Genomic DNA, 20,913 nt, shown 5'->3' with positions numbered 1-20,913 from the left:
ACTTGGATATTGTGTGAGATCTGGTTAACTCCAGATAATTTAAATTATATCATTTTTTCTGATGTTATGAGAGAGTGGCGGATGAACACTCACGAAAACCTCACCTGAATCACAATGAAGAGAGGATCCGCTCAGGCAGTGCAACCCGCACCGCTCCCTTCTCTTCAATGCACCTGAGGACGTCGTCGAGTCTCCCGTCGGTATAATCGGTGAACTCCCCGCCCTCCGGCATGTACATCACCACCGGGGTCGTCTCCTGATCGCAGAGCACCTCAAAATTGGCGATATTTCCGGGCCCGACCGGCATCGCGGTGACGACCGCCACATCGGCCCTCGCCACCATCTCCCTGAGCGCGGCCGTCTCGGCAGGTCCTATCGGCGAGAAGGGGGGAATGCAGAGCACGTCGATGCCGAGGGCGGCAGCCGTGGCGACATCCGAGTCGCCGTCGCAGAGGATGCCGGTCGTCACCTCGCACCCCGCGCCGATGAACCGGTACATGAGCCCTCCCCCCGAACCGCCGCCGCAGACCAGATGAATCCGTCGTCGTGGTGCCGCGGAGATATCGGAACCCGGGGAGGAAGACCGGTCCGCTCCCTCGAGCGGGAGGACCATCGGGCGGCCGGTCACCGGGTGGGTCTGGATGAGGGCGTCGATACCGTAGTGGTTTCGCAGGTTCTCCCGGGTGAGGACCGCCGCGGGGGTGCCGACGGCCCGGACTTCGCCGCCCGCCATGAGGATGATCCGGTCGCAGTAGGCGGAGGCGAGGTTCAGGTCATGGAAGACCCCTATCTTCGTCACCCCTCCCCCCAGTCCGCGGATGATCGAGAGAATCTCCACCTGGTGATTGATGTCGAGATGAGCCGTCGCCTCGTCGAGAAGAAGGAAACGGGGCTGCTGGGCGAGTGCACGTGCGATGATCACCCGCTGGCGCTCGCCCCCGGAGATCTCCGTGACCGGACGGTCGGCCAGATGGGCGATGCCGGTGAGCGCCATCGCCTCCTCCATCACACGGTAGTCCTCCGGCCCCTCCCGGGAGAACCGGGTCTGGTGGGGGAACCTGCCCATCATCACGATGTCTCTGACCGTGTAGGAGAAGTTCACCGCCGTCTCCTGCGGGACGACCCCGAGCGTCCGGGCGAGCTCCTTTGATCCGAATTCCTCCAGGAGCTGCCCTTCGATCATGATCGACCCGCTCCGTGCGGCAAGCACCCTGCTCATCGCCTTGATGAGCGTCGTCTTCCCTGAACCGTTGGGTCCGATGATCCCGATGAACTCCCCCTCTGCGGCATCGAGGGAGATGTCGCGGATGATCTCCTCGGCCCCGTAGCCCGCAGCAAGACGGTCGGCCCGTATCATACTCTCGACCTCCCGCGCAGGAGGAAGATGAAAAACGGAGCACCCACGAAGGCGGTGATGACGCCGACCGGCATGTCCCCCATAAACGTCCGGGTGACCGTGTCGGCCCAGAGGAGGAAGATGCCGCCTGCCACCATCGCGGTCGGAAAGAGGATGCGGTGATCGGGACCTACAATGAGCCGCATCACGTGGGGGGTGATGAGGCCGATAAACCCGATGGACCCGGCAATGGCGACGGCGATGCCGGTGATAAACGAAGAGACGAAGAGGAGGATGCGTTTGAACGACTCAACATTCACCCCGAGGTGGACGGCGTCCTCCTCGCCGAGGGAGAGTATATTGAGGTCCTTTGCGTACGCGATGAGGATGATCCCCCCCGCCACAATCACCACGGCAAGGGAGATATCCCCCCACCCTACGGTCCAGAACCCTCCCATCATCCAGTAGATGATCTGGTGGAGGCTCTTTCCCGCCGAGTACATGAGAAAGGAGAGGATGGCGGAGAAGAACATGGAGAGGGCCACCCCGGTGAGAAGAAGCGTCTCCACCGGCGCCCGTCCGTTTCTCGTCGCAAGGGCGTAGACGAGGAATGTCGCCGCGGTCGCACCCACAAAGGCAAATACGGGGAGAAACAACCCGCCAAGGAACACAATCGCAACCGCCGCTCCCAGAGCGGCCCCCGAGGAAGTGCCGATGATATACGGGTCGGCCATCGAGTTTCTGAAGAGTCCCTGCATCGCTGTTCCGGCGGCTGCAAGACCGGCCCCGACAAGAAACGCGGCAAGGACGCGGGGAAGACGGACGGAGTAGACGATAAGTCCGGCGGTTTCATCCGGAAAGAAGGGGGCCGCATCCCCGCCGGAGAGGAGTGCCGAAACGGCCCCGAAAACATCCGAAGGAAGGAAGGAGGAGACGGGGATCGTCGTCGGGCCGATGCTAAGCGCAAGGACCAGAGACAGAAGGGCTGCACAGACGAGCACCAGCGCGACAACACCGGTTCTCCTCCCCGTTCCGGAAAGCATGCAGTACAGTTTCCGGCGAGAAATAAAATAGGTTTGTTTTAAAAAAAGTTCAGTGGCATACCGCCCGCCCTTCAGTTCCCACAGAAGCGTTCCCGTATTTCGAGCGCGGAGAGCGGGATATTCGGGACATCCGCATTGCCCGGCGCGATGACGACATGAATGAACCGCGGGCCTTTCTCCTCTGCCGTATACGCCGCCACCAGCTCGTCCGCCGTCTGCACCTTTGTAGTGGAGGTGAACCCGGCACCGCGTGCGATCAGTTCGAGATCCGCACCCCTCCATGCATGCGTCATCTGGCTTCCCGTGGACCCGAAGGCGCCATTGTCGAGAGCGATGATCGTCAGGTTTGCCGGGGCCTCCGCCGCTATGACGGGGAGAATTGCCGTCCCGAGGAGGCTGCCGTCCCCGTCGAAGACGACCACGTCACGGTCCTGCCCGAGGGCGCAGCCAAAGCCGATGGGCGTCGCCTGCGTATAGCTGCCGAGCATGTAGAAGTTCTCCGGGCGGTCGCGGATGGCATAGAGCTCCTTGGAGGGGACGCCGAGGTTTGCCACCGCGAGGGCATCCCCGAGATGGGGGGCGACGGCGGCGATGGCATCGTACCGCCGCATGCCGGGCGGGCGGATGATCCGGTGCAGCTTGCAGACGATCTCACGTTCCCGCCGGGGAAAGGCCGCCGCCTCCGTCTCACACGGCCCACCCTCCCAGACCGCGGGGGATATGAGGGCCACATGCGGCCGCCCCGCTTCATAGGCGTCGGCGACAACCTCCCCCGCAAGCGCGATGTCGTCGGGTGTGTGAATCTCGGTGCAGGCGATCCCCGCTGCCGCGAGGATGGCGGGAAGACGGCTGTTGAACGGAACCTGCGCCTCGATCTTCTCCCGCCAGACGCCGCGCCAGGACGCAAGCACAGGGAGCGGGAGCCGGTAGAGGGAGGGAAGGGTGAGGATGGCATTGAGCATGTTCCCGAGCCCCGAGGACTGGATGTGCATCACGGGGCGCCTGCCCGCTAGGGCAAGGCCGGCACAGAGGCCTACGCCGTCCTCCTCCCGGAGGAGGGAGATCTCCCGGAAATGGCGCGGGATGAGGGTGCAGAGATCCTTTGTCCGGTCGCAGGGGAGGGTCGCCATCACCTCCGCACCCGCCCGCCGAACCGCGGCAATCAGCGCTTCTTCATGCATGATCCTTCACCCACTCCACCATCTGTTCCTCCACTGACGCCGCTCCGGCACCGGCGGCCACCGTGCAGGCAGGCCGGACCCTCCGGAGGGTGTAGTCCTCCTTTACCCGTTGATACCCCCCGCCGGTGATGTTGAGGAGGACCGTCTCATCCGGCCCGATTATTCCCTCTTCGGCGCTGCGCAGGAGCGAGGCGGTCGCAACGGCCGCCGCGGGGTCGAGGTCACACCCCTCAGCCTCCTCAAAGAGGCGGGCCGCCGCGTGCGCCTCCGCGTTGGTGACGGCATCCATGACGCCGTTCGTTGCAAGAAGCGCCTCTCGAAGCCCCCCCGGGATACCGTAGGGGGGTTTCCGGTTCGTCAGCACATCGGCCCAGACCTCCGCGATACGCAACTTTGCGTCTTCGAAATCCGCGGGGGTCAGGTCCCGCCTGCCGTCCCGCCAGGCGTCCGCCATCGGGGTGAAGGGAATATTCTGCGAGAGGAGAAGCCGGGGAAGCCTCTCTCCCCAGCGTCCGTCCCCGCGGAGGCGTTCGGCCATCTCCCAGGCGGCGATGCCCCCGGTGCCGCTCCCGACGGCCTGCACATACCAGTCGGGAAGCCGCCCGCAGGTGAGCGTCCCGTCGAGGAGGACGGTTCCCATGCCGTCACGCCGGGCGGGATTTTTTGCTCCGCCTTCCGGCACAAGGCCGGGGAGGGTGCAGAGCGCGTTGCCGAAGGTGATGGCATCGGTATAATCCCCTTCCACCGCGACGAGGAAGACCTGCTCCGCGGGGCGCGTCGTCCAGATACGGTCGAGCCCCCGGACCGGCACCGAGAGAACGAGCGGATAGCTGCACTGCGCCGAAACCTCGGCGAAGGCCCGCCCCGTGTTCCCCGCCGAGGAGACCTGCATGATGCCGGCACCCTTCTCCTGCAGGCGCAGCATCGTCGGCCATGCCTCGAGCTCCTTGAATGAACAGGTGCGAATCAGGGCCCTCTTCTCCGGCCAGTACCCGTTGAAGCAGATCCAGAGATTTGCGAGGCCCGCCTCGCGGGCAAGGCCCTCCGACCGGTAGGTGAGCGGCCCCGCATGGGTGGGGAGCGTACCTACCACCGGCAGCCAGTCGGCATACCGAAAGATCCCCGGGAAAAGGTGGGGGGTGATGCACCGGGCGGCGTACTCCGCCCGGATAAGGCCGGGGCAGCCGGCCGGGCAGGTGTTTGTGTACCGGTCGGGGATATACATCCCGCAGGAGGGGCAGCGGAGGAGGTACTTCTGGTTCATGGTGTAAACACCCCGGCAAGGATCTCCTCCTTCAGGTACGCACAGATGCGTTCTGCACGGTTCCGGTCGGACTGGCGAAGCGCCACCGGCACGCGGCCGCCCTCCACAGGGACCGTCCCCATCTCCATCGAATAAACGCCGTTCGGACAGGCGGAAACACAGGTCCCGCAGGCGACGCACCGGGCATGCATGATACCGCCTCCCATCATGATCGCCCGGGTCGGACATGCCTCCGCGGCGGTGCAGGTTCCACAGAAGAGGCACTGTTCCGGACGCACCGTCACCGCCGTCTCGGTCCCCTGCCAGATATCGGCGTACGTCGTCTCCGCAAGGGGGGTCCGGGTTTCAATGTCGCTCACCGGCAGGAGGCATCCTTCGTCGAGGATTGAGAGCCGGGCAATGTCCGCATCGTCAAGGACGGGCAGCGGCACGGCTACCGAGGTGAGGCATTCGGGGCCTGCGGAGGTCACAAACCCACCCATGAACTCGCTGACCATCCCGGCAAGATCGGCAAATGCCGCAATATTCGGTTTTTCCGGACTTGAGCGTGTCCCCTCGCCCATCACATATCCCGCAGAGCCGTTGAGCATCAGCGGTGTGCCGGGTCGGATGTGCGTCAGATATGGATCGTTTGCAAGGGGATTTATCTCCCCGCACCCGGAGACGGTGGCCTGCGAGGTTTCGCCGGCGAGTGGGGTTACGGAAAATATCGTATCGATGGCCTCACGCCCGCGGTTCACGAATGCCGCATAGTTTTTGAAGGCACTCCGGGTGGTGATCACCCGGGCAAAGGGGATCTCATCGATATGGGTCATATGCTCGTAGGTCTTCCCGCCGGACTCGACGATCACCTCCACTTCCTTGCCGTCGGCAAGATCCCGCAGGAGATGCCCCCCGCCATACCGCGGCGACGCCTTCGCGGTCCCGTAGACCATAAGGTCGACGAGGCCGAGGCGCTCGTTGGGACAGGGACCCGGATAACAGGGCACCCCTTCCATGGTGACGGCCTCCGCCCGCTCGAAGACGCCGGGTTTCGTGACCGGCACGCACATCACCGCCGCCGTCCCGGACATCACCCCGAAGGTTGCACAGGTGACGACATCAACCTCATCCACCCCCGGGACATCCCCCTCACGAATGCGGGTTTTGAATTCCATCGCGGTCCAGACCTCCGCCTCGCCCCGTGCGAGGCGGGCCTGCAGCTCTTCCCGGGTTTTCATATCCTGATATCCTTCAACCTCATATGTATATCTCCCGGTTTCCCGGCAGACGGGGGATACAAAATCCATGATGAGAGGCAGGTCGGCAGGCCCGCTTCCTGAAAAAAAGGATAAAAATGAAGTATTTATTCGTCCTTTCCGGGCTCATCCCGGGGCCGCCGGAACTGGTACGGCTCGGCAAGGGCCGCGACGATCGCAACGCCGACCGCATACCAGAAGGCCGTCGTCAGTATCATCGTCGCCGGAATCCTGACTGCAAGGCCGCTGACGCTGATGGTGCCCGTCGCCTCGCCGATGAGTATGGGCAGATCGATTGCGATGCCGGACTGCGCAAGCGTGTAGTCCATCGCAAGGCTGGTGACGACGAGCGAGAGGACGAAGAAGATGATGAGATAGACGGGCTTTCGCGCAGACCACCGGACCAGCCAGTCCGAGAGGGTGCGATACCGGGGGTTCGCCCGCAGCATCGCCCCTGCCACCAGGAGGGCTGCGAAGTAGAGGATGAGGATCATGAAGGCAAGACTGACCACGCTGAGGACCGGGGATGCAATCGGGGTCCCGTACTGCGATGTCGCGACTGCAAAGGGCGAGAGGTCCAGCGCAAAGGCCGATGTCCCAAACCGGACCTGCCACCAGGCACCCATGAAGGGGAGGGTGAAGATGAGAACACCTCCTATAATTCCCGGAATATTGATATCGCGGAGGTTCCACTTTCCTTCCTGTTCTGTCATAATGCCGACTCCCGGACGGCAACCGTCTCGATATCTACCTCGATTCCCCCGACCGCATAGGTGACCGTCACCGGAACGGAGACCTGACTGCTGTATACGGAGGGAGCATTCGCATCGTTCGCCGGTCCCGCAAGGTGCAGGTCCGCCGCGCCGCCGGGCGGCACGGTGACCGGGGCGGCAAGCATCAGTTCTGTTCCGCCATGGATATCCACCGGACGGGCCGTCGCAGCGGCAATCGTCACCGGGACATCGAGGGAGTTCATGACAGAGGCGGTCATGATCACCATTCCGGATTCATCCATCGTCACTCCATGCAGCACCAGCGCTCCCGAGGGCCCGGTGAGATCACCGGTGACAACCACTACCCCGGAGGCAGGATCATCACTGAAGAGGAGCGGGTCGCCCCCTGTGTACCAGAGCCAGGCTCCCCAGATGAGGCAGAGGGCAAGGACGATAAACGGGATATAGGAAAGAGCGGTCTTCAACCCAGATTCATCCATGAAAAATAGTGGTTGGGGGGTGGTATAAATATGTGCTCGCCGGATTCAGATTTTCAGGGGGATGCGCTGTGCCATTGCATAGCCGCTGATCACTGCAACGGAAGTCCCGAACGCCGCGTTCAGGTCGGGATCTCCGGTGTCGATATACAGAGACGGGGTTCGCGAGAGTTTTGCGGGGGTTGCTATCACAATCAGGTTTTCCACTCCCGCCCGATGGATCACTGCGGGGGAGAACTGCTGATTGCCCCGCCCGAGGACGAACCCCTGGGCCCCGATGGGGGAGACCACGATCTTTGCCACAGGGTTGGTCTCAAGCAGGGTAAGGATTCCCGCCTCGTTCAGGTCCCGCCCCACCAGCCTTCCGTCACAGACCGCATCAACGCCCAGAAGTGTCCCTTCGAGGCCGAGGAGGGCCGTGACCGCGGCGGTCGTCGACCCCGCACCAAGAAAATACAGGGTACCGGGCCGCATGATCTCCACGATGAACCGGGCGATCTCCTCCTGATTTCGTGTATCCGAAGAACCATCGGAGGCCCATTTCGCGGCCTGCCGCAGGTCGGGAAGCGCCGGTGTCGCCGCGATACCGTACACCGTCGTTGCAAGGGTATTGTGGCGGTATGCCTCCTCATCGACGTCCAGCACCTCGGCGTCGGTGCAGGACGTCTCCCCGAGGCGCCGGATGATCTGCGCAGCGGCGGCAGGCGTGGTGGCAAAGACGCCGGAGTACATCTTAACTCCGGCGGGAATTCCCAGCAGGGGAATGTCATGGCCGCAGACGGAGAAGATATCGCGGGCGGTTCCGTCCCCGCCGCAGAAGAGTATGAGCCCGGCCCCTGCGGCGATGCAGGCCGTACAGGCGGCGATGGTGTCAGCCGGCATCGTCGGCTCGCCCGCCGGACGATAGACCGTCTCGCAGTCATACCCCGCCGAGCGGAGAGTGTCCTCCCCCATCTCCCCTGCCGCGGTGCAGAAGGTATGCGGGACCGCGCCCAGGGCGGCGCAGAACGCCCGTGCCTTTGCAGGGGCGACCGGCCGTGCCCCGAGCGCGACCGCCCTGTCATACTGCCCGTCGGTCCCCTTCAGGCCGACGGCCCCGCCCATTCCCGCTACGGGGTTGACCAGAAAGCCTATCTTCATCGCTTCAGACCCTGGGGAGGTCTTTGAGCGACTCGGCAATAAGGTCTGCGGGATACTCATAGTCAGGGAGTGCGCCTGCAAAGTAGGCCTCATACGAGGTCAGGTCGAAGTGACCGTGGCCGGAGCAGTTGAAGACGATCGTCTTCTCCTCGCCGGTCTTCGTGCACTCGTTTGCGCAGTCGATGACCGTCCTGACCGCATGTGCCGCCTCCGGGGCGACGATGATGCCCTCCGTCCGGGCGAACCGGACGGCCGCCTCGAAGACCTCGTTCTGGTGGTAGGCCCGTGACCCGATGACCCCTTCCTGGTGCAGGAGCGAGACGAGCGGAGCCATGCCGTGGTAGCGCAGGCCGCCTGCGTGAATCGAAGGCGGAATGAACCCGTGGCCGAGGGTGAACATCCGCATGATGGGCGTGTACCCCGCAACGTCCCCGTAATCATACGCGTAGAGCCCCTTCGTCAGTGTCGGACATGCGGTGGGTTCGGTGGCGATGATCTCGAGGTCGGGAGATTTGCCGTCGAGCTTGTCCTTCACGAACGGGAAGGCAAGGCCGGCGAAGTTCGATCCTCCGCCGGCACAGCCGATGACAATGTCCGCCTCTGCTTCATCCATGGCAAGCTGCTCCTTTGTCTCGAGACCGATGACGGACTGGTGAAGACAGACGTGGTTGAGGACCGAGCCGAGAGAGTAGTTGGTGGTGGATTTGCCGGCGGCGTCCTCAACCGCTTCTGATATCGCAATTCCCAGGGAGCCCGAGGTCTCCGGGTCCTTTTCAAGGATTGCCCTTCCCGCGTTCGTCAGGGGCGAGGGCGACGGGATGCACTCGGCGCCCCAGCACTGCATCATCATCTTGCGGTACGGCTTCTGGTCGTACGAGCCCCGGACCATGTAGACGGTGCAGTCCAGCCCGAAGAGCTGGGTCGCAAACGCCAGGGAGGAACCCCACTGCCCCGCACCCGTCTCGGTCGCGATACGCTCGATGCCGTCCTTCATGTTGTAGTAAGCCTGGGCGATCGCGGTATTCGGCTTGTGCGAGCCGGGCGGTGAGACCCCCTCGTACTTGTAGTAGATCTTCGCCGGTGTCCCGAGCGCCGCCTCGAGGCGGTGCGCCCGGTACAGGGGGGAGGGCCTCCAGAGCGTCAGGATGTCCCGTACCTCGTCAGGAATGGTGATGTAGCGATCGGTGGAGACCTCCTGTCTGATCAGTTCCTTTGCAAAGATCGGAGCGAGGTCCTCCGGCCCGATCGGCTGTCCGGTCTGCGGGTTGTAGGCAGGATCCAGTGGCCGTGGAAGGTCTGCCTGGATGTTATACCACTTCCGCGGCAGATCATTCTCGTCGAGGAGGATCTTCGTTCTCATGTCACATATGTTGTGCAATGAACATATTTATACATTATTGAACAGGTAAATTTTTGGGGCGCATGCTCAGGAGACCATGAATCGCGCCGGGTACGAAGAACGGCTTCGCTCGGAGACAACCATCATTAGGATGCCGTTGGGGGGAAACGGCATCCCCAATCTGCAAGAATTGGTACCATTCTGGGGGGAAGTGTCCCAACCAGAATTAAGTAGAAGTGGTCTTTCATTATATAAAACCTTTGTATTGGGAACCCGCTTTCGAACCGCCATATTTCATTAATCAGGGGATTCGGGGATGAACAACGCATACAGCCATCACTTGTGGGATCGATGCCCGCCATATGAGCAAAAACCACAACGAAATGAAATTGCTTCTTTACATCCTCCCTGATGGCGAAAGGGGGTAAAAAGCAAAGGAACAGCCGGGAGAACCTTTTCCTTCCGGTATCATCGTCATTCCAGGAAAAAAACGGACATATGACATCCTTTTTCATCCACCACGACACGGAGCCCGTATAGACATCATTTAAGCATATCTATGCAGACAATTTTTTGTAAAAAAATTATTATTGGTGTGTTGGTATGGCAGTACGAACTGAACACTGGAGTTCATCAAAACTCTTCATACTTGCAGCCATCGGGTCTGCAATCGGATTCGGAAACATCTGGAGGTTTCCGTATGTCGCATATGAAAACGGCGGCGGGGCATTTCTTATCCCATATTTTATCGCTCTCTTTATCGCCGGTATTCCCCTGATGCTCCTCGAACTGGGTATGGGCAGCAAATCAAAGGCAGGGCCGCCGCAGGCGTTCAGGGATCTGATAGGGAAGAACAAGGAATGGATCGGCTGGCTCGCCTCGATTGCGGCGTTGCTCATCGTCCTTTACTACGCCGTCATCATCGGATGGGCGGTGGACTACGCCTTCTTCTCGGTAAACCTTGACTTCGCAGGGAACCCCGAGGCATTCTTCTTCAATGACTTCCTGCAGATCACCGACGGTCCCTTCACCTTCGGGGCCATCAACTGGATCATCGTCTTCGGGCTGGGTATCGTCTGGCTCTGGATCTATTTCAGTCTCTTCAAGGGCGTTCGTTCTGTCGAGAAGATGGTTCTCGTGACCGTTACCGTCCCGTGGATCCTGATCATCCTCTTCGTCGCAAACGGGTTCACCCTGCCGGGTGCGATGGACGGCGTCGCCTATTATCTGACACCGGACTTTGGAAAACTCCTGGACCCGGACGTCTGGATCGCGGCATTCGGGCAGATCTTCTACACCCTCTCGCTTGCGATGGGTATCATGATTGCTTATGCATCGTATCTCCCCGAGAAGGTGGACATCACCAAGTCAGGCATCATCATCTGTCTTGCCAACTGTTTCACCTCGGTCTTTGCGGGCCTTGCGGTCTTTACCACGCTGGGCTTTCTTGCCTTTGAGAGCGGCGTCCCGGTCTCCGAGGTCGTCACCTCCGGTATCGGGCTGGCATTCATCGTCTATCCGGCGGCAATCTCGCTCTTCCCGGTTCTTCCACAGGTGATGGGCGTCCTCTTCTTCCTGATGCTCGTCACCCTCGGCGTCGACTCGGCCTTCTCGCTTACCGAGGCCGTATCCACCCCGATCTTCGACGAACGCCCCCACCTGAAACGCAGTACGATCATCGCCATTCTCTCCGTGATCTTCTTTGTCATCGGGATCTTCTTTGCGACCGGTGCCGGCCTCTACTGGCTCGATATCATCGACCACTACATCAACACCTTCCTCCTTCTCATCGTGGGTATCCTGGAAGTGCTTGCGGTCGGGTATATCCTCGGTCCGGTAAACCTTCGGGACTACCTCAACCGGTTTTCGGAGTGGGCCCTGAAGGGATGGTATGATATCATCCTGAAGGTGGTCATTCCCCTCGTTCTCGGCATCCTGCTCGTGCTCAACGTCTATTCCGAGATAACCAGCGCCTATGGCGGCTACGACTTTACAGCCCTGGCCATAGGTTTCGTGATCGTCGTCATCCTCGCTCCCATCGCCGCTGTTGTCCTTGCCAAGGTAATGCAGGGGCGTCGTGCCGAAGAAGAATGATGAAAAAACCTTTTTTTTCTCTTTTAATGGATTTATAACTTGATTCGTTCATTTTTTCAAATTAAATTAATTTAAAATTGCTCTTCACAGAAAAATGGAAATATAAAAGCCCTATCAGGAAGAATTCAATCCTTATGACAGCGCCTTCCTGACCGGAAGTGCCGTCATCCACCCATGACATCCGGTTCAAAGCAGGGAATTGAGGCGAGATCCATCGAGACGATAATGATGGGGGCAATCATCGTTGCCTTCATCATATTCATCAGCATAGCCTGCGGCACGGCCTGGTATGGCGCACAAAAGCAGCTGGATTCCGAATTCTCCGAGGATATGGTGCAGACAGAGACGGCGCTGTACAGTTCGGTGAGTCTGGTGGGCAAGGGACTCGCCGTCTTTGATTCCTACTATGACGTGCAGATGAATGAGATCCTCACCGAATTCAGGGACCAGTACGAAACAGCAGGGGGTGATCCGGCAGCAGTGGATATTTATGGAATCCGGGACCGGCTCGCCCCTTCCATCGACGGCGATCTCAATCTCTATATCATCTCGTCGGAGAATGTGATCATCGCTGCCACCCAACCACTCGAACTCGGCACGGACTTTTCCCCGTACGAGGGGTTCAGCCGCCGTCTTGATGCAATCAGGGAAGGAGAGAGCTTCGCCTCCGATGCATGGCTTCCGGGGCTCAACAATCCCGGCCTCATCCAGAAATTTGCCTACCTTCCGACCTCCGATCACCAGTACATCCTTGAGGCGGGGATTGCAAACGACCTCTTCTTCGAACCGCGAAGTGAGTACTTCTCCTACACCGAGGCCGCAACCACAATCAGGGAAGTAAACGACGCCGTCGACCGCATCGTAATCTTTGACATCACCGGCGATGCCATCGGCGTCTCCGAGGCGGATACAACGACATGGGTCAGGAATATCGGATATGCAAATCTCTCGGCCCTGCTGGCGGAGGTCGAGGCCACCTTCGAGGAGAGAACAGTCCGCGAGATCTCCATCCCCGACAGGGACCTCCTCCTTCATTTTATCTATATCGAAAACGACGCCCATGTCGTATCCTCCGATGAGCTTGCCGTCGTCGCGGTCGTTGCCTATTCTCTCACCGAATATAACGTCTCGACAACCGCACTCCTCGTCAGGTACGGGATGCTCGCCGCCCTCTCCCTCCTCTTCGCAGGTTCCGTCGCCTACTTCATCTCCCGCAGGATAGCCCGCCCGGTTCGAATGATTGCCGAGGATGTCGATGCGATCGCTCTGGGCGACCTCGACCACCCGATACGCGAGACGGAGGGAAGAGAGCTCGAGCGCCTGGAGACCTCCATCCGTGCGATGGTGGCCCGGCTCAAGGCGGATATCCGCCAGATTCAGGACACCTCCGATGCACTCGACATCGAACTGGCCGAACGCAGAAGAATCGAAGCCGCTCTTCTGGAGGCAAACTCCCGCATCAGCCTTTTGGGAAGTCTGACCCGCCACGACATCATCAACCAGCTGGCCATTGTGCAGATGTACGTCGAGATGATTCGCGACGGGATCGCCGGGGACGAGGAGGCAACGGCCCACCTTGCCCCATCACTCGCCCATGTCGAGGAGGCCCTGACAAAGATCGAACGGCAGCTCCATTTCTCCGCCGATTATCACAAAATGGGCCAGAGAGAGGCTATTTGGCAGAATGTGGCCGATACGGCGACGAAGGCCGTCGTCACACTCATGAATCAGACAATCTCCTTCGACATCAGGGGGGGCGAGTATGCAGTCCTCGCCGACCGGATGTTCGAACAGGTCTTCTACAACCTGTTTGAAAATGCGATACGCCATGGGGGGTCGGTCTCCCGCATTCGTGTCGAAGCCGTGCCGATCGAGGGTGGGGCACTGAAGATCGCCATCCTGGACGACGGACGGGGAGTCGCTGCAGAGGACAAGGAGAGGATCTTCGAGAAGGGCATCGGGGAAAACACCGGTTTCGGCCTCTTTTTGGTACGGGAAGTCCTGAACATCACCGGGATCACCATCGCCGAGACCGGAACCCCGGGCGAAGGCGCCCGGTTCGACCTGGTGGTACCCGCCGGGGCCTGGCGCAGGGATGTTGATCCCTGAGCGGCAGGCCGTATATTTTTCCATTTATCGTCCCCCTCTCATGTGATCTGCCGCCTGACGAAGACCGGACGTCCTCTTTATGATGGAGGGACGCCAAGTGACGGATGATGACGTCAGGGGATGGCAGATCGCCGGAAGAGCCGAGGCTGCTCATGCACAGGGAGATGGCCGGTGATCTGCGGCTGATAGCAAGCCTCATCGACATGCGGATGACGGCTCTTGAGGATGCGGAGGGTCTTGTGGCCCTGCGTCAGGTTCGCGGCCTGATTCGGAGCATGGCACTCGCCCATGGGACGGCCTATGAGGCCGGAACGGGCGGCATGGTCAGCGCCCGACGGCTGATGGAGAAACTCGTGAAGTCAACCCGCCTGACACACTGCACGCGAACGTGGATCACCACGGCGGTGGATGCGGGGGCGGTGAAGATCCCCGCAGCATCGGCGGTTCCCCTTGCACTTGCGGTCAGCGAGCTGATCCGCGAATCGGTCCTCCGTTCCCTCGACGGGATGGCGGAGGGGAGCATCACCCTTACCGTCCGGGAGGACGAGCACCGGTATACCATAACGATCGCCGACAGCGGGTTTGGCGGGTCTGACATGCGGGGCGGTGAGGAGGAGACCACAATCGGGACGATCGTCGCCGATCATATCGTTCACTACCGGCTGAAGGGAACAATCGAACGGCAGGAGGGGGACGGGAGGACGAGGGTGATCACCTTCCCGAAACCTGCCGGGCCGACCTGAGACTTTCGGCATCATCGGCAAAACAACCCTCGGGGGGAGGTGAGCCGCGGATTATTTGTATCCATACCTGCCGGATTGATGGTGGAGAAGGTCGAATATTTCCCTGTCTTTTTCATGCGTATCCCGCACATCAGTGATCGGACAACGGCCACCCTCTATATGCTGACCGGGGCATTCCTCTTCGGAGCCGCCGCTCCGCTCGCAAAACTCCTCGGGACAGAGATGGCGCCCGTGACGCTCTCTGCCTTCGTATACCTCGGGTCCGGCATCGTGCTGACCATCTACTATGCCTTTGCCCGCCGGTTTGCCCGGCGGGACCAGCACCAGGCGCCGCTCGAGCGGGCCGACATACCGTATGTGGCAGGCTCGATTTTGACGGGTGCGGTGATTGCAACGATCGTCCTCATGGTTTCCCTCCAGCACACCCCGGCGACGACCGCCTCCCTACTGCTGGGTTTCGAGGCGGTCGCCACGACCCTTATTGCGGCAGGATTCTTCCATGAGGCCGTAGGGCGACGGGTCTGGGTGGCACTGTTCCTCATCACCGCCGCCTGCGTGCTCCTTGCCTACGACCCCGAGGGCGCCTTCGGGATATCGCTCGGTGCCCTCGGCGTGATTGCAGCCACCTTCTGCTGGGGTCTCGATACCAATCTCTCACGCCACTTTTCGGGCAAGGACCCCGTCCGGTACGTCTCGGTAAAGGGGCTCTCCGCAGGGATGATCATGCTCGTCCTTGCGGTCCTCCTAGGCCAGCCGATGCCCGCGACGCCTGAGCTTGCCCTTGCCGCGATGGGCGTCGGGCTGATGGGCTTCGGCGGGCTGATGACGATCTGTTTTCTGATCGCGCTTCGCTCCCTCGGCGCATCGCGTTCGGCCGCCTTCTTCTCGATGAACCCCTTCTTCGGGGTGATCGTCTCCTTTATGATCTTCCGGGAGATGCCGGGTCCGTTCTTCTATATGGCGCTTGCCGCGATGATCGCAGGGGCGTGGCTCCTCATCACCGAGACCCATTCCCATCCCCACCGCCACGAGCGGCTGGTCCACGACCACCGGCACCGCCATGACGATCCCCACCACCTGGAGGAGGCGGGGCATATTCACGACCCGGAGACCCCGCCCGTCGACCGGTGGGACTATCACGCCCACCGGCACGTCCACTCGGAGATGGTGCATGACCACGCCCATGTCCCGGACCTGCATCACCGGCATGAGCACGGAAAACGCCCATGACGGCGATGAATCCGGAACGGACGGCCGTACCCGCGGGTGGTATATGGGTGTACTGCAAAACGGGATTTTTTCTGATGAGTCGTGAGGAAACAACTGGTTGCGGGGATATGTCGCATTCCGCAGGGCCCCGGCCAATAAAATCCCACAATTTAAAGTTGAATACGTATTCCAGTCAATAATATTCGGTTTTTTTCTCCCTGATCATATGGACGCCAGATAAATTTATCATCCGAAGCGGACATTTCCCCCCGCCGAAACCGGGGATGCCGTGCGGGACGGTGACACCCCATCACCCCCCAAGCATGAACCTGAGATAGTGAGGGGCATCGTGCTGATGCCACGCGTCGAGAGATCGCGGCAGGAACCCATGCCGGATGCAGGTCCGCGGACCGGCGTCAGGAGAGGTTTCTGTGATTCCAGGCACCAGGGAGCGTTCTGTGCGGAGCTATGGAAGACAGCTCATTTTTCACAGGAGTTCCGCCCGCAACGGCCCTGACGCCCCTCCCTCGCATGCATTCCCGGCGGTAGGCATGAGGTGAGTATGGAAATGAAAAGATTACTTGCAGTGCTTGCCGTCCTGCTGCTCTTTGCAGCGGTGCCGGCGGTGAGTGCGGATGAGATGTCGGATGAGTTTCCGGATGAGATGCCAGAGGAACTCCGGGGACTGCTCGATGAGATCTCCGGACTGGAGGAGGTCGACGCCCTTGATGCCTCGGTTGCAAATAGTGAACCGATGCTCTCGATCACCAAGGTCGCCGACCCCGATACGATTTATCGCTACCGTGAGGACGGGTGTTTGACGCAGTGGACCGATCTCACCCTGAGCGTGACGGGCTACGGCGGAGTTGATGAAGAATACCCCGACCTTGATGTCGTCTTTGCGATTGACAGTTCAGGGAGTATGCAATGGAACGATCCGACCGGCCTGAGAAAAACAGCGGCAAAGGACTTTGTCGGGAAACTTGATGCTGCAGGTGATATTGGCGATCACTATGCCGGTGTTGTGGGTTGGGATACCCTAGTGGACCTCTATGACGGTCTTTATACGGAAAATTTTTTCGGCAATCTTAACAGTTCAATCGACGCTGTCAATGCCGCGGGTGGCACGAACCTTGACGCGGGACTGGCAGGAGCCATTGGAATGCTTGATAGCTCAACCCGAACAGCCACAAAGGTGATTATTTTCCTCACGGACGGCCAAGGAACCTACACGCCATCTGGTGGCGGAGGACCGGTCGATGACGCAGTGAGCAATGGGTACATCATCTACTCCATCGGTCTGAGCGGTGCCAATAGCGGTCCGCTCGAAGATATGGCAGATGCCACCGGCGGGAAGTATTACAGTGCACTGACCGCAGAGAACCTTGATGCTATCTTCGATGAGATCTATACATCGATCAAATACTCCACTTCACCCTACTATGTGATCGTCCAGGAAACCGTCCAGGGAGAGATCATGGTCGACAAGGATGAATTTAGTATTGAACCCGATCTGGTCTGGACGAATCCCTGGACAAAGAAAACCCATATCATATGGTATGATGTCGGCATGACATCGTTTGACGGAAAAATGCTGCTGACTGGCGATGATACCTTCGAAGTGACGTTCCCCATCGCATCAAGGGTTGCGGGGAGTAGTGTCCCGGTCGACGTCACCTGCCCGTTCCTGATCGCTTCAAAGGTGATCTACCTGTCACCCGATGGCTGCCTGAGAACCCAGTATATCGAGCAGGAGGAGTTAACGGTGATCCAGCAGGTCGCCCTCGACCTGAAGCCGACATCCTGCCCGAACGCCTTCAACCCGACCCAGAAGGGCGTCCTGCCGGTGGCAGTTGCAGGTGATGAATGCTTCGATGTCAATGACATCGACCCGGCAACCGTGATGCTCAACGGCGAACCACCGATTCGCTGGGCCATCGAGGATGTGACGAGCCCCATCTACTGCCCGGAGGACACCTGTTATGACTGTGTTGCTTCCTGCTGCCTTCTGGTGGACTGCCTTGACGGGTCCTGTACCGGATGCGACGGATATGACGATCTGACCCTGAAGTTCGACAGCCCCGCCATTGCGGATACCCTTGGGCCTGTCATCAAGGAGGACTGCAAAAAAGCAACACTTACCGGACAACTGAACGACGGAACACCGATCGAGGGCTACGACTGGCTCTGGATTACCAAGAACTACGAACCCGAAAACAACGGGTGAACAAAGCACCGAACACCTTTACCAGCAGGAGACGTGCCCAGTCACCCTAATTTTCCTTTTTTTTGATCGGATATAATGGAATGGTATTGTGCATTTGCACAAAAAAGTCCAGAACAGGCGTTGTAACCCAATCAACAGATTAAGAGGAGCTGTGGCTGGTCCCGCGACCACTGCCGTCGACCTGATTTCTTTGAATTCTGCCCTTCTTACCGCCGCTTCTTGCAGCCCTTCATATACCGCCCGGAGATATCGTAGAGCACCTCCGCCGACCCGCCGCAGAGGTCCACCACCGCATCGATGGAACGCATCGGCGGGCGCCCCTCGCCGTCGGTGAGATGCTCGACGATGAGGGAGAAGAGGCGGTACCGGTCGACGGCACCGTCGGGGAGCCGCCCGGCGGCCGCATGCAGGGCGGTTACAAGCCCGTAGTGGTTCATGCCGAGGAGGGCAAAGAGACGGCAGACTGACTTTGTCGGAAGCGCATCGACCCCCCCGGGCCCCGCACGACGGGCAAGGCGGGAGACCGCGGTCCCAAGGCCGTCCCGGTCCCGTTGCGGAAGCTGGTCCTGCACCACATCCATGACCGAGTCGACCGGGTGCGCACCCCGCGTGTCACGGAGAATGACCACCGCATCCTCGGAGAGATCGGGCTTTCTGCGGAAGGTGATCCGGACGAGACGGCACCCGGGCCACGTTACGCCGTACCCGCAGAACCCGGCGCGACCCCGGGCGACAGGGAGGGGATCGGCGGTGAGCGCCGCGTGGGTGTCGGGAACAGTCATGGTACTTAGGAGAGGGGCGGAAATGTATTCAAATTTGTTGTGGTAAAAAAATTAAAATTTTAACTTAAAAATATTAATTTATAGGGATTATATTTGAATCTCTTAAAATCTTCTCTACTTTATTCTTATATTTTGGCTTAATTTCTATCACAGCATCTACTAATTCTTGATCCGAATTTATGGATTCATTATCAAGAACATATAATGCAGTTGTAATTATTGAAAGATCTAATGCATTATAACTTGAATATTTGGTCACAGTTTTGGTTATTTTTCCTATCTCATCTGGATCCAAATTTCCAAAATCAACGTTTTTACCGGGGGAGATCTCATATCCAATATCTTTTTTCCATTCAATATCTATATTATTATAATATTCGCATATATCCAACGCTCTCATCACGTCTGAGGAATAGGGGCCATAATTATACAACGAATATCTATGGTTCGTAATTTTTTCTCGCGTCAGTAAATACACCATTTTCTGAATTGCAGTTTTACCTATTTGATGAGGATAGTTTTCCTTCATAATTTTAATTAAATTACAAATGACGGCAAGTTCATGTTGCATTTCACTCATTCTGGCACCTCATAATTATTTCATCAATGTCATTTTTTACTGAATCTGAATACGAATCCTTGTCAATATAAAATCTTACTGGACGTGGAGTGGAATTAATATGTTCTATTAATTTCGAATATTCGGAGATTGGATTCGCTTTATAGTGTTCATCAATTATCATGATTTCATTGTCATTCTCTCCGGTTTGTTCTAATTTATACCATTCATTTCTGATCGATGCATCCTTAAAATGCTCAAAACCTTTAGAATTGCAATAATTTTCGAGTTCTGATAATATCATTTCAGTCTTTGTATGTTCATGCCAAGCGTCATGAACGCATTTTACATGATTTCTTTCTAAAATTGCTTTCCCCCATTTTCCACCTTCTCCCTGTTTTAACATATTGATAACTAGTCCATCGTCAATTTCTAAAAATGCATCTGGTTCATTTTGTGGGGAAGGTAAGCCGTCGGGATACATTTCTCTCAATGCGCTCTCAAGCATCAGGTTATACGCTCTAGTAATTTTATGATAATAAACTTGTAGCGAGATTTGATACCGAGCAAGAATTAAAGACTCAGCAACATGCCAACTATTTTCTTCTATACCCAGAATTGTGCCACCTCCCTCATCTTCCGGCATCTGACCAAGTCTCATTCCGACAATTAACCTATCTCTGTCATAGGTTCCATAACGAACTCCGGTATGCAGAGAATCCCTAATCAAATAATCCCCTCTATCGGCATCCAATTGACTAGAGATCAAGGGTTTCCAGATTAATCGTCTACTTATTTTTGTATTCCTTCCCTGAATTAAACTCGAAATATCCTCACATTTTATATCTGCATTGTTCTTTCGATTTCCTTCAATAATTTCCTTTATTGGACCATTTATTATTGCCTCAGAGAAGTCTTCATGTGAATAGGCTTTTTTTGTGGTTGGATTTATTGGAAAAATTGCCTCGGAAGCATGTGAAAAAGGCCCATGACCAATATCATGAAGCAATGCTGCTAATCTAATGATTTTCCTATCTTTATAGAGAGCATATTTATCATAATATTCAATTTCTTCAAGTTGTTTTATATTTTCACGATTATTGGTAATAGAATCAAACATTTTTGAGGCTAAATACATTACTCCAATAGAATGCTCAAATCGAGTATGATTCGCCCCAGGATAAACCATGTCAGTTAGTGAGAGTTGTTTAAGCCGGCGAAGTCTCTGAAAAAATGGACTCGAAATTACCTCTTTTTCTAGATCATCAAATTGCACAAATCCATAAACTGGATCTCGGATTTCATGGAGCTTCAAATAATACCTCCAAGGGAGTTTAATTAAATTAAAAAATGAATTTGATTATACATATACTTTCAGTAATAATAAATTGTAATTAGATTTCGATATTCCCCACAACCCATATCCTTTGACCCTCCTA

The 20,913-nt window shown here is 57.7% G+C and carries 17 protein-coding genes; 5 read left to right on the top strand and 12 right to left on the bottom strand.

Annotated elements, in window-relative coordinates; genetic code table 11:
• Positions 1-109 precede the first annotated feature (109 nt).
• From AZH53_RS08760 to AZH53_RS08720, 9 genes are all read right to left on the bottom strand, one after another.
• Positions 110-1,357, bottom strand: a complete 1,248-nt coding sequence (locus tag AZH53_RS08760; protein WP_319643135.1) for an ABC transporter ATP-binding protein — start codon at positions 1,355-1,357, stop codon at positions 110-112.
• The gene (locus AZH53_RS08755) at positions 1,354-2,379 is read right to left on the bottom strand and encodes a FecCD family ABC transporter permease (RefSeq protein ID WP_319643134.1); all 1,026 of its coding nucleotides are present in this window, start codon (positions 2,377-2,379) and stop codon (positions 1,354-1,356) included. Before AZH53_RS08755 ends, AZH53_RS08760 begins: the two co-directional genes overlap by 4 nt.
• 71 nt (positions 2,380-2,450) lie before the next feature.
• The gene (gene comE / locus AZH53_RS08750) at positions 2,451-3,560 is read right to left on the bottom strand and encodes a sulfopyruvate decarboxylase subunit beta (RefSeq protein ID WP_319643133.1); all 1,110 of its coding nucleotides are present in this window, start codon (positions 3,558-3,560) and stop codon (positions 2,451-2,453) included.
• Complete coding sequence (locus tag AZH53_RS08745; RefSeq protein ID WP_319643132.1) at positions 3,553-4,824, bottom strand: cysteate synthase; 1,272 nt, start codon at positions 4,822-4,824, stop codon at positions 3,553-3,555. Before AZH53_RS08745 ends, comE begins: the two co-directional genes overlap by 8 nt.
• Entirely contained in the window at positions 4,821-6,044 is a 1,224-nt protein-coding gene (locus AZH53_RS08740) for a methanogenesis marker 16 metalloprotein (RefSeq protein ID WP_319643131.1), read from the bottom strand. Before AZH53_RS08740 ends, AZH53_RS08745 begins: the two co-directional genes overlap by 4 nt.
• Positions 6,045-6,169: 125 nt before the next feature.
• Entirely contained in the window at positions 6,170-6,775 is a 606-nt protein-coding gene (locus AZH53_RS08735; RefSeq protein ID WP_319643130.1) for a hypothetical protein, read from the bottom strand.
• Entirely contained in the window at positions 6,772-7,275 is a 504-nt protein-coding gene (locus tag AZH53_RS08730; protein ID WP_319643129.1) for a hypothetical protein, read from the bottom strand. Before AZH53_RS08730 ends, AZH53_RS08735 begins: the two co-directional genes overlap by 4 nt.
• A 45-nt stretch (positions 7,276-7,320) precedes the next feature.
• A complete protein-coding gene (locus tag AZH53_RS08725) occupies positions 7,321-8,412 on the bottom strand; it encodes an ATP-NAD kinase family protein (protein WP_319643128.1) in 1,092 nt (363 codons plus the stop codon).
• Positions 8,413-8,416: 4 nt separating this feature from the next.
• Complete coding sequence (locus tag AZH53_RS08720; RefSeq protein ID WP_319643127.1) at positions 8,417-9,772, bottom strand: TrpB-like pyridoxal phosphate-dependent enzyme; 1,356 nt, start codon at positions 9,770-9,772, stop codon at positions 8,417-8,419.
• A 582-nt stretch (positions 9,773-10,354) separates the two neighbouring features.
• On the opposite strand from AZH53_RS08720, the gene AZH53_RS08715 reads away from it, so the two are divergent.
• From AZH53_RS08715 to AZH53_RS08695, 5 genes are all read left to right on the top strand, one after another.
• On the top strand, positions 10,355-11,845 hold the full coding sequence (locus tag AZH53_RS08715) for a sodium-dependent transporter (RefSeq protein ID WP_319643126.1): 1,491 nt from the start codon (positions 10,355-10,357) through the stop codon (positions 11,843-11,845).
• Between the two features lie 174 nt (positions 11,846-12,019).
• Positions 12,020-13,954 (top strand): HAMP domain-containing sensor histidine kinase, encoded by a 1,935-nt coding sequence (locus AZH53_RS08710; protein ID WP_319643125.1) that lies wholly within the window; start codon positions 12,020-12,022, stop codon positions 13,952-13,954.
• A 104-nt stretch (positions 13,955-14,058) separates the two neighbouring features.
• Positions 14,059-14,697 (top strand): histidine kinase dimerization/phosphoacceptor domain -containing protein, encoded by a 639-nt coding sequence (locus tag AZH53_RS08705; RefSeq protein ID WP_319643124.1) that lies wholly within the window; start codon positions 14,059-14,061, stop codon positions 14,695-14,697.
• A gap of 39 nt (positions 14,698-14,736) precedes the next feature.
• Entirely contained in the window at positions 14,737-15,927 is a 1,191-nt protein-coding gene (locus tag AZH53_RS08700) for a DMT family transporter (RefSeq protein ID WP_319643123.1), read from the top strand.
• A 547-nt stretch (positions 15,928-16,474) separates the two neighbouring features.
• Positions 16,475-18,133, top strand: a complete 1,659-nt coding sequence (locus AZH53_RS08695) for a vWA domain-containing protein (protein WP_319643122.1) — start codon at positions 16,475-16,477, stop codon at positions 18,131-18,133.
• Between the two features lie 206 nt (positions 18,134-18,339).
• Here AZH53_RS08695 and AZH53_RS08690 read toward each other — a convergent pair whose 3' ends face one another.
• From AZH53_RS08690 to AZH53_RS08680, 3 genes are all read right to left on the bottom strand, one after another.
• Positions 18,340-18,915 carry a hypothetical protein gene (locus AZH53_RS08690; protein WP_319643121.1) on the bottom strand — a complete coding sequence of 192 codons (576 nt, stop codon included), beginning with the start codon at positions 18,913-18,915 and terminating at the stop codon, positions 18,340-18,342.
• A gap of 73 nt (positions 18,916-18,988) precedes the next feature.
• A complete protein-coding gene (locus tag AZH53_RS08685; protein ID WP_319643120.1) occupies positions 18,989-19,495 on the bottom strand; it encodes a hypothetical protein in 507 nt (168 codons plus the stop codon).
• The gene (locus tag AZH53_RS08680) at positions 19,488-20,789 is read right to left on the bottom strand and encodes an HD domain-containing protein (protein ID WP_319643119.1); all 1,302 of its coding nucleotides are present in this window, start codon (positions 20,787-20,789) and stop codon (positions 19,488-19,490) included. Before AZH53_RS08680 ends, AZH53_RS08685 begins: the two co-directional genes overlap by 8 nt.
• Between the last annotated feature and the right edge of the window lie 124 nt (positions 20,790-20,913).

The sequence above is a fragment of the Methanovulcanius yangii genome (genome assembly GCF_018687785.1).
GTDB classification, from domain to species: domain Archaea; phylum Halobacteriota; class Methanomicrobia; order Methanomicrobiales; family Methanomicrobiaceae; genus Methanovulcanius; species Methanovulcanius yangii.
This window is presented reverse-complemented; position numbering and strand designations above follow the sequence as displayed.